The following is a 13527-nucleotide window of genomic DNA, read 5'->3' on the forward strand; positions in this document are numbered from 1 at the left end:
TGCGATCGCGGGGGGCAGTGTGTAGAATTGCCGCACCTTTGGGGAGTAGCCTCTTGTCCTGACAAGACAAACGTCAACATAATTGAAGCAAAATCTTCATGGCGTTTGTGACTCACGTTTATCCTACTAGTGAGTTTGGCGAGACCATCGGTAAACCAGCATGAACCGGGGTGGGGCGTGCGCGTTTACCTGTGGTTTTTTGTTATTTTCCTCGCCCCAAAGAGCATGTCGTGAGTGTTTTAGCTATCTCTATAACTTCTGTTGCCCTGGCGGAAATTGGTGATAAAACCCAATTGTTGTCATTGCTGCTGGCCAGTCGCTACCGTAAACCTATTCCCATCATTCTAGCGATCTTCTTTGCCACCATTGCCAATCATGCCTTGGCCGCCTGGCTTGGTGTTGTAGTGGCGGATTATCTAACCCCTGAAGTGCTCAAGTGGGTCTTGGTGGTGAGCTTTGTCGCCATGGCCGGTTGGATTCTGATCCCCGATAAGTTGGATGACGACGAAGCAGTGTCGAACCGTGGCCCGTTCGTGGCCAGCTTTATTGCGTTCTTTATTGCTGAAATTGGTGACAAGACACAGGTGGCGACCACCATGCTGGGGGCCAAATACAGCGATGCCCTGGTGTGGGTTGTACTGGGAACGACCATAGGTATGTTGCTGGCGAATGTACCGGTGGTGTTGATCGGTAAACTGTCTGCAGAGCGCATGCCGTTGGGTCTGATCCGTAAAATTACGGCATCCTTGTTCTTCGGTTTGGCACTGGCTGCTGCGTTTGGCATGTAACGGCTGAATGCGTGTTTCACGTGAAACTGACGGGTTCTATAGCTTTATTCACAAGCCGTTATGACTCTTTGATAACAAGGGTTTAAAGTGTGAGCGTGGCAGCAGAGCCGGGAAGTTTAGCGTGATATGTTGAAACCAGAACTTATGGACGGTTGTCGCTGTACAGGAGGGGGTTATGAACCGTTTTCTTGCAATATCACCCCAGAGTCAATTCTGGTTATTCAACTTTGCGTTGGCGCTGAATATTCTTGGTATGGTGCTGACCGATATGTGGGTACCTATGGTGGTCGGGGCTATTGTGACGACTTATCTGTCGGTGGATGCCTTGGTGCGATTGCGCTACGTGTTGCCGATGAAAAAGGAGATCCGCGATCTACGCCATGAGCTCGACAAGGCCAATCGTCAGTTGCGTGATGCTTACCGCGATGATGACTAGCTCGTGGGCAGGTCTCTGAATAGCAAAAAGGCAGCTCATTGAGCTGCCTTTTTTAATGGGGGTCAGTTGGTGCCTTTTCTGATCAAGTAACGGTAAGGCAGGTTGTCAGTTTCGGCTGCGATCAGGGTGTGATCCATGAATCGGCAAAAACTGGGAATATCCCTAGTTGTTGAAGGGTCATCGGCAGTGACGAGCAGGGTATCGCCTTCGGCCATTTTCCTTACGGTTTTACGCACCATCATCACAGGCTCTGGGCAGCGCAGTCCTTCTGCTTCCAAACTGTGGGTGGGATTGTCAAAAATAGCGGTCATAGCATCTACATCTTCTGTTGAAGACTGTGATCATACTTATGGACAAGAATTAATCAATAAGGGTTGGCAAATCAAAATAAAACGTGTAACTTATTTAACAAGTCATTAACGTTTATCTTCTGAAGGATTAGGAGGAACTATGTTGACTCAGATGGATCGCCTGACTATTTACAGCGTACTGTGCTTCATTACATTTTGCTCACTGATGCTACGTGCGCCCAATAACACCAGTTTTATTGCGCTGGGTGGTTTGATTGCCGCCGCGCTAGGACTTTGGCTCGAACTCACCAATTCTCCTGAGCTCGAGGAAGAAGAACGCTAACATTGCACATCTACTACACTCCCCCAGTTTTCTTGGGCTTCCCCGCTTTTATAGCGGGATTTTTTTTATCTGCACGATAGAATGTTTAACAGACTTTCCTCCCAAGGTAGCGCATTGTGGAATTAGAAGACATCTATCGCCGTGATTTGAATTTGTTGGTGGCGTTGCGGGTACTGATAGAAGAAAGCAGTGTCAGCAAGGCCGCGAGCCGTTTGAACCTCAGTCAATCGGCAATGAGCCGGGTGCTGGGGCGGTTGCGTGATTTACTGGGTGATCCGCTATTTACCCGCCAAGGCCAGCATTTGATCCCGACGGAAAAGGCATTGGAGTTTGATCGGGCGTTGGGTGAGCCGCTGGAGTCACTGCGGCAGCTACTTTCCCCGGTTGAGTTTGATCCGCGTTGTTGCGATCAAACGTTTACGATCGCGACAACGGACTACGCAATGCAGACTATTTTGCCGTTTGCCTTGCCGCGGATTTACCAGGAAGCGCCGGAAGTGTCGTTCGAATTCCTGCCGCTGCAACATGACAGGTTAGCAGATCAGCTGACTTATGAAGGCGCGGACTTGGCTATTTGCCGGCCGACCGGACCCGTTGAACCGCTGCGTAGCGAAATACTTGGCCGGGTCGGCGTATTGTGTCTGCTCTCGAAACATCATCCATTGGCCGATAAGGACATGAGCTTAACGGATTACCTCGCTCACCCCCATGCAATGATTGCAATAAGTGATGGGGTGAAGGCCTTGATAGAGCAAGCCTTGGTGGGCCAGCCCAAGCGCAAAATGGTATTGAGGGCGTATCACCTTGAGGCAGCGCTGGCGATTGTCGATACCATGCCGCTGATCATTACCGTACCGGCCGACTTGGCCTATCTGGTTGCTGAGCGCTATGACTTGGCGGTGAAACCTTTGCCATTTGCCTTTACGCCGTTTGATTATTCGATGATCTGGCATCCCCGCTGCGAGCATTCGCCAGCCCAGGAGTGGTTGCGGGCGATCGTCAAAGAAGAGTGTAGCCGCCTGATCGCCAAGCGAATTGATGACATGGGGTTGGGCTGAGATAATAAATACAGACAAAAAACAGACACAAAAAAGCCGGGAGTGATCCCGGCTTTTGCTTGCGATATCGTGGCCGCTGAACTTACAGCTTGATTACAACACGGCCGGTTACTTGACCGTTGGTAATATCATCTGCATACCTAGGCGCCTCGTCGAGTTCTACTTCGGTACAGGCTTGCTGGTAGAAGCTCTCAGGTAGTAACTCAACCAGTTTTTCCCATGCTGCGATACGCTTCTCCGTCGGGCACATTACCGAGTCAACACCCTGTAGGCGGACATTACGCAGGATGAACGGCATAACCGTGGTTGGCAAATCAAAACCGCCTGCCAGGCCACAAGCAGCAACGGCGCTGTTGTAATCCATCTGTGCCAGCACTTTCGCCAATACCTTACTACCGACTGTATCAACAGCACCAGCCCAAACTTGTTTTTCAAGTGGACGTGCAGGCTCTTCGAATTCCGTACGGTCAATGATGCGGCTCGCACCGAGTTTCTCTAGTAGCGGACCATTTTGCTCAACGCGGCCAGTCACTGCCGCCACTTTGTAGCCCAGTTGCGAAAGAAGGGTAACTGCGACAGAGCCAACACCACCGCTGGCACCGGTTACCACAATTTCGCCGGCGTCTGGTTTGACATCCGCATCAAGTAACGCCTGTACACATAGCATGGCGGTGAAGCCAGCCGTACCCACCATCATTGCTTTCTTGCTATCAAGACCAGTTGGCAGGGGAACCAGCCAATCTGCTTTCAGGCGAGCGCGTTGAGCCATACCGCCCCAATGGTTTTCACCCACACCCCAGCCGGTCAGCACCACTTTGTCACCGGTTTGGTAGCGTGCATCTTCAGAGCTGACGACAGTACCGGCAAGGTCGATACCCGGTACCATAGGGAAGTTACGGATGATCTTTCCTTTACCTGTGATGGCCAAGCCGTCTTTGTAGTTCAGGGAAGAGTAATCGACATCAATAAGAACATCGCCTTCAGGAAGATGGCTGTCGTCCAGCTGCTCGATCGCTGCGATGGTTTTTTTCTCTTCTTGGTTTAGAACTAGTGCCTTAAACATTGGGATGCTCCAAATTATACAAGCGTCTTAATTGGCTATGAGTGTAGACCTGAAATAATTATGAATAAAATGAAAGTTAATCATTTAATCTATGTTTATTACGCATAATAGGTCTAGATCAAAAAAAGCCCGCAAGTGCGGGCTTGTTAATGATAACAGGAACTTACTCAACCCGTTCGAAGACGGTAGCGATCCCCTGGCCTAAGCCGATACACATGGTCGCGAGACCAAACTGGACATCTTGATGCTCCATCAGGTTGATGAGGGTCGTTGAGATACGAGCACCGGAACAACCAAGCGGGTGGCCGAGAGCGATGGCGCCACCATTGAGGTTGACCTTCTCTTCAACAACATCCAACAGCCCGAGGTCTTTGGCACATGGCAAAGACTGGGCGGCAAAGGCCTCATTGAGCTCGACCATGCCAATATCACCAATTGTTAATCCTGCGCGCTTGAGTGCTTTTTGGCTGGCCGGAACCGGTCCATATCCCATGATTGAAGGATCGCAGCCGGCAATCGCCATGGCTTTGACCCGGGCGCGGATGGTAAGTCCTAGCGCCTTGGCTTTGTCTTCGCTCATCACCAGCATGGCTGACGCCCCATCGGATAACGCCGAAGAGGAGCCGGCGGTAACGGTGCCGTTGGCTGGATCGAATACTGGGCGCAGTGTGGCAAGGGACTCGGCTGTAGTATCCGGGCGGATCACCTCGTCCTGGCTCAATAGTGTCAGGCGACCATCGGCATCATGACCTTCGGTCGGGAGGATTTCACTGGCAAACCGGCCTTCTATGGTGGCAGCATGGGCCCGCTGGTGGGAGCGGGCTGCAAAGGCATCCTGCATTTCCCTGTTGATACCGTGCATTCGCCCCAGCATTTCTGCTGTAAGCCCCATCATTCCTGCGGCCTTGGCGACAGATTTTGACAAACCGGGATGGAAGTCGACCCCGTGGTTCATTGGGACGTGACCCATATGTTCGACGCCACCGATGATACAGGTATCAGCATCGCCAACCATGATCGCGCGGGTCGCATCATGCAGTGCCTGCATGGAGGAGCCACACAGGCGGTTGACGGTTGTAGCACCCACGGTGTGGGGGATCCCGGCCAGCAGGGCGGCATTACGGCCAATATTGAAACCTTGCTCCAATGTCTGCTGGACACAGCCCCAGTAGATATCTTCAATGCTGCTTGGGTCTACTTGCGGGTTGCGGGCCAGCAGGCCTTTCATAAGGTGGGCTGACAGGTCTTCTGCGCGGACATGGCGGTAGGCACCGCCTTTTGAGCGCCCCATTGGGGTACGGATACAATCAACGATTACAACGTTATTCATTTTCAATTCCTCATCCTTAAGCCATGATCACGCGTTGCTCGGTACAGGGTAGTAGCGGCCACCTTGGGCAGCTTTCTCACGCAGCCCTGCCGGTACTTCGTAAACAGCGCCAAGGTGAGCATAGCTATCTGCCAGCTGGACGTAGCTGTCCAGGCCAAGGGTGTCGAGGTAACGGAATACACCGCCACGGAATGGAGGGAAGCCTAAGCCGTACACCAAGGCCATATCGGCTTCGGCTGGGCTGGCAATGATCCCTTCCTCTAGGCAACGGACTACCTCGTTGATCATTGGTATCATCATCCGGGCAATGATTGACTCGGCATCATATTGGCTGGCATTACTCGAGACTGGCGCAAGCAACTGGGCCACATCCGGATCGGCAGTTTTCTTTGGCTTACCTTTGCGATCAGTGGTGTAGGCATAGAAGCCTTGGCCGCTCTTCTGACCATAGCGGCCATTTTCAAACATCACATCGACGCCATCTTTGTAGTCTTTGCCCATTCGTTCTGGGAAGCCTTCCGCCATCACGGCCTGGGCATGGTGCGCAGTATCAATACCGACCACATCCAATAGGTAGGCTGGGCCCATTGGCCAGCCAAATTGTTTTTCCATCACCTTGTCGATTTGCTGGAAGTCGGCTCCGTCACGTAGCAGCAAGCTAAAGCCAGCAAAATAAGGGAACAGCACACGGTTGACGAAGAACCCCGGGCAGTCGTTGACTACAATTGGGGATTTACCCATCTTGGCGGCATAGGCGACGACCCGATTGATGGTTTCATCAGAGGTATGCTCGCCACGGATGATCTCAACCAGTGGCATGCGATGGACCGGGTTGAAGAAGTGCATACCGCAGAATTTTTCTGGGTGCTTGAGCGACTTGGCCAGCAGGTTGATAGGGATAGTCGAGGTGTTAGACGTGATCACGGTATTTTTACCGACCAAGCTTTCCACTTCGCTGAGTACTGCCGCTTTGATTTTTGGATTCTCGACCACGGCTTCAACCACCACATCGGTCTCTTCGGCGCCAGCGTAGTGAAGGCTTGGGGTGATCGCGCTAAGGACCTTTGCCATGCCAAGGCCATCAAGTCGCCCACGTTCGAGCTGCTTGTTCAGCAACTTGGCGGCTTCCCCCATACCAAGATCGAGGGACGCATCGTTGATGTCTTTCATCAGTACCGGTACGCCCTTAAGCGCCGACTGATAGGCAATGCCACCGCCCATGATCCCAGCACCGAGCACCATGGCCTTGCTGGTGGGCTCTCCGGCTTTGGCCGCCTGTTTCGCCTGCCCTTTGATGTACTGGTCGTTGAGGAAGATCCCAACCAGTGATTTGGCGACATCGGTCTTCGCCAAAGTGACAAAATGCTTGTTCTCAATGACCAACGCCTCGTCTCGCTGGCACCTTGCTGCTTCCTCGATGGTTTTTACTGCTGCCATTGGCGCCGGGTAATGGGGGCCGGCTATTTGGGCAACCATTCCTTTGGCCATGGTAAAGCTCATGGTCGATTCGATTTTGTTAAGGGCCAGTGGCGCTTTTTTCTGTGTCCGGCGCGATTGCCAATCCAGTTTGCCGGCAATCGCGTCTTTTAGCATCGCCAGTGCGGCTGAATGCAATAGATCTGGTTCAACAACACCATCGACAAGGCCGAGCTTGAGGGCATCGAGGGCTTTCTTGTCTTTGCCGGCTGTGATGATTTCCATGGCGGAGTCAGCACCGATCAGGCGGGGCAGGCGGACGGTACCACCAAAGCCTGGCATGATTCCCAGTTTGGTTTCCGGCAGACCGATGCGGGCCTTGCTATCGGCCAAACGCAGATCGGTGGCCAGAATACATTCACACCCTCCGCCTAAGGCGTGGCCATTGACGGCTGACAGGGTCGGAACCGGTAAGTCTTCCAATTTATTGAAGATGTCGTTGGCATGGGCGACCCACTGTGACAATTCCTCGGCAGGCTTGGTAAATAAGCCAAGAAATTCAGTGATGTCAGCCCCAACGACAAATGCCTCTTTGCTTGAGGTGATCAAGAGGCCCTTGAGATCGCTCTGGTGGTAGAGCGCATTAAGGGCTTCATTGAAGCTTTCAAGGGTTTTGAGATCGAACTTGTTAATTGCGCCGGGAGCATTGAGGTTGAGCTCGGCGATGCCATCTTCCAGATAGCGAGCGGATAGGGTTTCACCTTGGTAAATCATCTTCTATCTCCATGAGTTCCGGTCTGTGCCGAATTTGATTTAACTGGTTTGACCTGTCAGTAGGTTAAATAATAGTCTGAACCTGTTGTGCAACTATTACAATACCTACTTTAAACATTTGTTTAACTTTTGTGGTTCGGGATAGGATCCATAGATCAGGAATGTGTGGGTGGATAAAGGTTTTTTATTCTGAATTTCAAATGGATGATGGTTTTGGGAAATGCATCTAAACCTTTTTTCATTTTGTTATTAATTTGTGGTGTTGAGCAGTTTACCGATCGTATATGGGGTATCCGCAGCACAGTGCTGCGGACATTATTCCATCGAAGGATCGATAGATATGAAGAATAAACTCACTCTCGTGTCTGCGGCGTTGGCAGCGGCATTGCTGCCGGCCAGTGGGCACGCGGTTATGATGATAAAGCCAGAGCCTGTGGCCACACCCGGAGTGGACTGGAGCTGGGTTCCGGATTTACCGCCCGGTGATCCCTTGTTTGTCCACCAGTGGCATATGCGCAATACCGGCCAGACTGGCTTTTCGCAAACGGCTGGAACCCCGGGCCAAGACATGAACCTTTGGCTTACGCATTTGTTGGGGATCCACGGTGTAGGTGTCAATGTCTCCATCATTGATGATGGGTTAGAGATTGCCCACCCTGATCTGGCGGCCAATATCCGGCCAGGCTCCTGGGATTTGGTGAACAATGATAGCGATCCGACACCGGAGAACCAGACTGATACCCATGGTACCTCTGTCGCGGGGTTGACGGCGGCTGTTGGCTGGAACGGGTTGGGGGGACGGGGCGTTGCTCCCCGCGCCGGGCTCAAAGGCTTCAATTGGTTGAAGAGCCAGACGGTTGAAGGGTGGTTGATGTCGCATGGGGCAGCGCCAAATACTGAAGATGTTCGGGTATTCAACCAGAGCTATGGTTACTCGCCGGTATTCCCTATCCCCTATGATTTGGCGAACGACACCAAGCTGGCGTTGGAAGAGCAGGTGTACGAGCATGTAACCCGTAACTCGAATCAAAAGCGAGGCAGTATTTTCGTTAAGTCTGCGGGTAACAGTTACCAATATTTCTACGGCTGGTTGGGGACGGACATCGGCGCAGCCTATGTACTGCCCGGTGACTTTTTTGATGCAGACCGACAAGGGCCGGCCAATGAAGGCTTGCCAATGCAAGACAGTAACCTGACACCAACCAAGTCCAGTTACTGGAATACGGTTGTGTCAGCCCTTAATGCTGACGGTGGTCTGTCGTCCTACAGTACTGTCGGGGCCAGTGTGTTTGTCTCGGCACCGGGTGGGGAATACGGCACAGCATCGCCAGCCATGGTGACCACGGATCTAACGGGCTGTGATGCTGGCCGTAATTCTGTGGCCTATACCCAGAATGCGCTCCATGGTGGGACTGAGTTGGATCCTAACTGTGATTTTCGGGGCACTATGAATGGGACCTCGGCTGCAGCGCCCAATACATCTGGGGCGGTGGCCTTGCTGATGTCGGCTAACCCGGCGCTTAACTGGCGTGATGTCAGACATATTTTGGCCTCGACGGCGACAAAAACCGATCCTGACCATGTAGGGGTACCGCTAGCCTTTACCCAGTCGTCGGGGGATATTGCGAATTACCAAGCGATTCCTGGCTGGCAGACCAATGCTGCGGGGCATGATTTCCATAACTTCTATGGCTTTGGCCGGGTTAATATTGATGATGCTGTGATGATGGCGTTGCAATATCAACAACCGCTTCCTCCGCTTCAAGTGACCGAGTGGAGGACCACTGACGCGAATACATCGATACCTGATGCCAGTCTCGAAGGGGCATCAAGTGAGATGGCTTACCCTGCATCTCTGGTCGTGGAAAGCGTACAAATTACCCTCGACCTTGATCACCAGCGGATGAATGATCTGGCGGTGGAGCTGATCTCGCCTGCTGGAACCCGAAGTGTGGTTCTGTCACCACGAAGCGGGCTTGTCGGCCAATCTCTGGATAGCACCGTTATCGGTTTTAACCAGCAATTGCTGTTATCACACCAGTTCTATGGTGAAAATGCCCAAGGCCAGTGGCAGCTGGTTGTGAGGGATACTAACCAAGAGACCAGCCGCTGGCTTGCGTATTTCGATTCGCAGAATATTTTCCCGATCGATATGCCCAATAACACCCAGGACGGTGTGATCAAGTCTTGGGATATCCGATTCTTTGGTCATCAGGGAGGATAAGCCATGAAATCATTATTTACCTTTGCCCCTTACGCTGCGTCGCTGGTACTGGGTATGAGTGCTTTATCTGTAAATGCTGGTGAACCGTTACCGCTATTATCGGCTCAAGCGCAGTGGCTATCTGCCGGTGAGGTGACCATCTCTGGCCAGTCCTATACTAAGCTGTCGCAGGCTCCAACAGCCAAAACCGCAAAAGCCGTTCCGCTTCCGATGATGTCGATTACCACTGGTGTGTTTGCTGGTGACCAGCTGCTGTCTTCAGATTCAAAGGTTGGGCCGGTATCTGTCAGTGGTGGATTCTTGGCACAGCTTGCACCGGGAGTCACCGCTCAGCAAGTTGCCAACGCCCATCAGCTGGAGGTTGTCTTCGTTGGGCAAAATGTTGCTTTATTTAAGTCTCAGCAGCAACGGGAGTTGTTGCTACTGCTTGAATCACTGGAAAACGATAGCCAAGTCGACAAAGTGTCTTTGGAGCTGGTGAACGGACTGAATATTCCCCAGTAGCCGCGGTGGTCGTAGTTGTTAAAGGGGGAGGCCGTCGCCTCCCTTTTTTCTGTATACCATTCGGCGGACAAATTACAGCAACTACTGGGGTTGTGGTATCCTGATCTATTCCACCTATAACAGAGAAATACGGCAGGATATGACCGTCAGTGAGCCTTACCTGATCCCGGCAAGCAGTGCGACCTTCGAAGAAGAAATTAAAAAAAGCCGTTTTATTACCTATTTGGCACATACCCCAAATGTGGAGGCAGCCAAGGCATTCGTCCAACACATCAAAGACAAGCACCATGATGCTAGACATAATTGCTGGGCTTTTGTCGCAGGGCGGCCTGAAGACTCGATGAAGTGGGGATTCAGTGATGATGGTGAGCCATCGGGAACAGCCGGTAAACCTATCCTCGCTCAACTGGCAGGATCGGGCGTAGGTGAGATCACTGCTGTGGTTACCCGCTACTCCGGTGGTATCAAGCTGGGCACGGGTGGCTTGGTCAAAGCCTATGGTGGTGGTGTCCAACAAGCCTTAACTGTGCTGCAAACCAAAGAAAAGTTAATAACTTCGGAACTGCTGATCAGCTGCGAGTATAATCAGGTATCGCTGGTGGAGTCATTGGTCTCGGAATTTGCGGGCCGTCAGGTCGAGGCTGACTATAGTCAGCGGATCACGCTGGTGATTGAATTGGATCGCCGTCAGGTCGAGGCATTCAGTACGACACTCTTCAGCCGCAGTGGCGGGCAGGTGAGTGCGGTCGACCGTTCAGAGTAGCTCTGTAACTTTTTCCATATATAGATGAGAGCCTAATAGGCAATGCAATTTCGTTCCATTATCAGGATTGTCGGGCTACTGCTCGCTTTGTTCAGTGTCACCATGCTGGCGCCAGCGTTGGTGGCATTTATCTATCGCGACGGTGCGGGTCTGCCGTTTGTCGTGACTTTCTTTCTTCTTTTTGCCGGTGGTGCATTGTTGTGGGTGCCTAACCGACATTACCGTAGGGAACTCAAAGCGAGGGATGGCTTCCTTATTGTGGTGCTGTTCTGGACCGTTATCGGCAGTGCCGGTGCAGTTCCCTTCATTTTGGCCAAAACGCCTGACTTATCTGTTACTGATTCCTTTTTTGAATCTTTTTCGGCACTGACGACGACCGGTGCTACGGTGATTGTCGGGCTTGATTATCTCCCCAAGGCCATTTTGTTTTACCGCCAGATGCTGCAATGGTTCGGTGGCATGGGGATCATCGTCTTGGCCGTTGCCATTTTGCCTGTTCTGGGTATCGGTGGGATGCAGCTGTACCGGGCTGAAATCCCAGGTCCGGTCAAAGACAGCAAGATGACCCCGCGTATTGCCGAGACCGCCAAGGCGCTTTGGTACATTTATCTGGCCTTGACCATCAGTTGCGCGCTGGCCTTTTGGTTGGCGGGTATGACGGCGTTTGATGCAATAGCCCATAGCTTCTCGACGGTGGCGATAGGGGGCTTTTCAACTCATGATGCCAGCATGGGGTATTTCAATAGCCCAACGATAAACATGATTACTGTGGTATTCCTGCTGATATCGGCCTGTAATTTCTCATTGCACTTTGCCGCATTTGCTAATGGCGGCATTCATCTACGCACTTATTGGCGAGACCCAGAATTTCGGGCCTTTTTCGCATCACAATTGATCTTGTTTCTGATCTGCTTTGGTATGTTGCTCAAGCATCACTCCTATACCTCGTATCATGATGCGTTTGATCAGGCACTGTTCCAAACTGTCTCAATATCAACCACGGCTGGCTTTACCACCACTGGGTTTTCGGAATGGCCACTGTTTCTGCCTGTCTTATTGCTATTTTCCTCTTTTGTTGGCGGCTGTGCCGGTTCAACTGGGGGAGGAATTAAAGTGATCCGGATGTTCTTGTTGTTACTGCAAGGTGTCAGGGAGCTCAAGCGCTTGGTTCACCCGCGGGCTATTTATACTATTAAAGTGGGCAATAAAGCCTTGCCGCAACGTGTGGTCGATGCGGTATGGGGGTTCTTCTCAGCGTATGCTCTAGTGTTTGTGATCTGTATGCTGGCATTGATTGCTACCGGTCTCGATGAGCTTACCGCCTTCTCCGCGGTGGCCGCTACGTTGAATAACCTTGGCCCTGGTCTTGGGGAAGTCGCCGTGCATTTTGGTGAGATTAATGATCCTGCCAAATGGGTACTCGTAATCTCGATGCTTTTTGGTCGTTTAGAAGTCTTTACGTTATTGGTTTTATTTACTCCAACGTTTTGGCGTAATTAATAGAGGTATGTATGGAAAAGGTATTATTGCTTCACTCCAGCAGTGATGGGCAGACCGTCAAAATATTACGACATATAGAAGATACACTCGGTGAAGACTGTGTTTGTGATTTGATTGACCTCAATAACGCAACATCGGTCAACTTTTCTGATTATAGTCGGGTGCTGATTGGCGCCTCGATTCGCTATGGGCATTTGAATAAAAAGTTATATCAATTTATAGAAAAAAACCTTCTTGCTTTAAAGCAAGCAAAAGTAGGTTTTTTCTGTGTGAACCTTACGGCACGCAAAGAAGGAAAGAATACACCAGAGACAAGTGTATATATGAAGACGTTCCTAAAGCGCTCGCCTTGGCAACCTGAATTACAAGCTGTTTTCGCTGGTGCACTGCGTTATCCACGTTATTCCTGGTTTGATCGGGTAATGATTCAGCTCATTATGCGTATTACCGGTGGGGAAACCGATACCAGTAAAGAGGTCGAATATACCGATTGGCAAAAAGTAGAGGCGTTTGCAGACCGTTTTAAGACGTTTTAAGCTGTCTTTTTGACGGCTTTGCCTGTTTTTTGTTCGAACTGTCTGGTTTGGTTGTTTTTTTTAAAAAAGCCCCTTGCCAATGTGATCGAACTCTCTATAATGCGACCTCACTGACACGGAGCACGGCAACTTAAGCCGCTAACCAATCAGTATTGTTCTTTAACAATTTGACCATGCAATCTGTGTGGGCACTCGTGAAATGATAGTCAACAAAAGAATTATCAATGAAACTGAGTGACCAATACAATTTAAGTTTACTGCTTCGGTAGTAAAAGTAAGTTGGCACAGTCAATTCAATCATTACTTCGGTAATGATTTAACAGTATTTCATTGAGCCAAAACTTTAATTGAAGAGTTTGATCATGGCTCAGATTGAACGCTGGCGGCAGGCCTAACACATGCAAGTCGAGCGGCAGCGACAACATTGACCCTTCGGGGGATTTGTTGGGCGGCGAGCGGCGGACGGGTGAGTAATGCCTGGGAATATGCCCTGATGTGGGGG

The 13527-nt window shown here is 51.1% G+C and carries 13 protein-coding genes, 1 rRNA gene and 1 riboswitch; of the genes, 10 read left to right on the plus strand and 4 right to left on the minus strand.

What is annotated here, in order from left to right; translation table 11 throughout:
- Nucleotides 1-33: 33 nt before the first annotated feature.
- Nucleotides 34-137, plus strand: a riboswitch (yybP-ykoY riboswitch).
- 93 nt (nucleotides 138-230) lie between these two features.
- Both L4D79_RS28570 and L4D79_RS28575 read left to right on the plus strand, forming a co-directional pair.
- Nucleotides 231-788, plus strand: coding sequence for a TMEM165/GDT1 family protein (locus tag L4D79_RS28570; RefSeq protein ID WP_428657019.1), 558 nt, complete (start codon nucleotides 231-233; stop codon nucleotides 786-788).
- Between the two features lie 175 nt (nucleotides 789-963).
- Nucleotides 964-1224, plus strand: a complete 261-nt coding sequence (locus L4D79_RS28575; protein ID WP_428657022.1) for a hypothetical protein — start codon at nucleotides 964-966, stop codon at nucleotides 1222-1224.
- 62 nt (nucleotides 1225-1286) lie between these two features.
- Here L4D79_RS28575 and tusA read toward each other — a convergent pair whose 3' ends face one another.
- Nucleotides 1287-1535 (minus strand): sulfurtransferase TusA, encoded by a 249-nt coding sequence (tusA, locus tag L4D79_RS28580; protein ID WP_107351542.1) that lies wholly within the window; start codon nucleotides 1533-1535, stop codon nucleotides 1287-1289.
- Between the two features lie 139 nt (nucleotides 1536-1674).
- Between tusA and L4D79_RS28585 the strand changes: the two genes are divergently transcribed.
- Both L4D79_RS28585 and L4D79_RS28590 read left to right on the plus strand, forming a co-directional pair.
- Complete coding sequence (locus L4D79_RS28585; protein WP_428657026.1) at nucleotides 1675-1857, plus strand: hypothetical protein; 183 nt, start codon at nucleotides 1675-1677, stop codon at nucleotides 1855-1857.
- Between the two features lie 116 nt (nucleotides 1858-1973).
- Nucleotides 1974-2915, plus strand: a complete 942-nt coding sequence (locus L4D79_RS28590; RefSeq protein ID WP_428657029.1) for a LysR family transcriptional regulator — start codon at nucleotides 1974-1976, stop codon at nucleotides 2913-2915.
- An 82-nt stretch (nucleotides 2916-2997) separates the two neighbouring features.
- On the opposite strand, the gene acuI is transcribed toward L4D79_RS28590, so the two are convergent.
- From acuI to fadB, 3 genes are all read right to left on the minus strand, one after another.
- Nucleotides 2998-3978: an acrylyl-CoA reductase (NADPH) gene (acuI, locus tag L4D79_RS28595; RefSeq protein WP_428657031.1), complete on the minus strand. Its 981-nt coding sequence runs from the start codon at nucleotides 3976-3978 to the stop codon at nucleotides 2998-3000.
- Between the two features lie 163 nt (nucleotides 3979-4141).
- The gene (gene fadA / locus L4D79_RS28600) at nucleotides 4142-5308 is read right to left on the minus strand and encodes an acetyl-CoA C-acyltransferase FadA (protein ID WP_428657034.1); all 1167 of its coding nucleotides are present in this window, start codon (nucleotides 5306-5308) and stop codon (nucleotides 4142-4144) included.
- A gap of 27 nt (nucleotides 5309-5335) precedes the next feature.
- Nucleotides 5336-7498 carry a fatty acid oxidation complex subunit alpha FadB gene (fadB, locus tag L4D79_RS28605; protein WP_428657037.1) on the minus strand — a complete coding sequence of 721 codons (2163 nt, stop codon included), beginning with the start codon at nucleotides 7496-7498 and terminating at the stop codon, nucleotides 5336-5338.
- Between the two features lie 340 nt (nucleotides 7499-7838).
- Between fadB and L4D79_RS28610 the strand changes: the two genes are divergently transcribed.
- The 6 genes from L4D79_RS28610 to L4D79_RS28635 form a co-directional block, all read left to right on the plus strand.
- Entirely contained in the window at nucleotides 7839-9722 is a 1884-nt protein-coding gene (locus L4D79_RS28610; protein ID WP_428657039.1) for a S8 family serine peptidase, read from the plus strand.
- 3 nt (nucleotides 9723-9725) lie between these two features.
- Nucleotides 9726-10226 carry a hypothetical protein gene (locus L4D79_RS28615; protein WP_428657042.1) on the plus strand — a complete coding sequence of 167 codons (501 nt, stop codon included), beginning with the start codon at nucleotides 9726-9728 and terminating at the stop codon, nucleotides 10224-10226.
- Between the two features lie 139 nt (nucleotides 10227-10365).
- The gene (locus L4D79_RS28620; RefSeq protein ID WP_428657044.1) at nucleotides 10366-10989 is read left to right on the plus strand and encodes a YigZ family protein; all 624 of its coding nucleotides are present in this window, start codon (nucleotides 10366-10368) and stop codon (nucleotides 10987-10989) included.
- Between the two features lie 42 nt (nucleotides 10990-11031).
- Nucleotides 11032-12489 carry a TrkH family potassium uptake protein gene (locus tag L4D79_RS28625; protein WP_428657046.1) on the plus strand — a complete coding sequence of 486 codons (1458 nt, stop codon included), beginning with the start codon at nucleotides 11032-11034 and terminating at the stop codon, nucleotides 12487-12489.
- Nucleotides 12490-12500: 11 nt separating this feature from the next.
- The gene (gene hemG, locus L4D79_RS28630; protein ID WP_428657048.1) at nucleotides 12501-13025 is read left to right on the plus strand and encodes a menaquinone-dependent protoporphyrinogen IX dehydrogenase; all 525 of its coding nucleotides are present in this window, start codon (nucleotides 12501-12503) and stop codon (nucleotides 13023-13025) included.
- Between the two features lie 344 nt (nucleotides 13026-13369).
- Nucleotides 13370-13527: ribosomal RNA gene (locus L4D79_RS28635) — 16S ribosomal RNA — on the plus strand; the annotation flags it as partial.

Source organism: Photobacterium satsumensis (assembly GCF_050336935.1).
Lineage (GTDB): Bacteria > Pseudomonadota > Gammaproteobacteria > Enterobacterales > Vibrionaceae > Photobacterium > Photobacterium satsumensis.

What these genes read in the sequence shown, in the direction of transcription:
- L4D79_RS28575 (WP_428657022.1), top strand. Translation starts at nt 964, where the DNA reads ATGAACCGTTTTCTTGCAATATCACCCCAGAGTCAATTCTGGTTATTC.
- tusA (WP_107351542.1), bottom strand. Translation starts at nt 1,535, where the DNA reads ATGACCGCTATTTTTGACAATCCCACCCACAGTTTGGAAGCAGAAGGA.
- L4D79_RS28585 (WP_428657026.1), top strand. Translation starts at nt 1,675, where the DNA reads ATGTTGACTCAGATGGATCGCCTGACTATTTACAGCGTACTGTGCTTC.
- acuI (WP_428657031.1), bottom strand. Translation starts at nt 3,978, where the DNA reads ATGTTTAAGGCACTAGTTCTAAACCAAGAAGAGAAAAAAACCATCGCA.
- fadA (WP_428657034.1), bottom strand. Translation starts at nt 5,308, where the DNA reads ATGAATAACGTTGTAATCGTTGATTGTATCCGTACCCCAATGGGGCGC.
- fadB (WP_428657037.1), bottom strand. Translation starts at nt 7,498, where the DNA reads ATGATTTACCAAGGTGAAACCCTATCCGCTCGCTATCTGGAAGATGGC.
- L4D79_RS28610 (WP_428657039.1), top strand. Translation starts at nt 7,839, where the DNA reads ATGAAGAATAAACTCACTCTCGTGTCTGCGGCGTTGGCAGCGGCATTG.
- L4D79_RS28615 (WP_428657042.1), top strand. Translation starts at nt 9,726, where the DNA reads ATGAAATCATTATTTACCTTTGCCCCTTACGCTGCGTCGCTGGTACTG.
- L4D79_RS28620 (WP_428657044.1), top strand. Translation starts at nt 10,366, where the DNA reads ATGACCGTCAGTGAGCCTTACCTGATCCCGGCAAGCAGTGCGACCTTC.
- L4D79_RS28625 (WP_428657046.1), top strand. Translation starts at nt 11,032, where the DNA reads ATGCAATTTCGTTCCATTATCAGGATTGTCGGGCTACTGCTCGCTTTG.
- hemG (WP_428657048.1), top strand. Translation starts at nt 12,501, where the DNA reads ATGGAAAAGGTATTATTGCTTCACTCCAGCAGTGATGGGCAGACCGTC.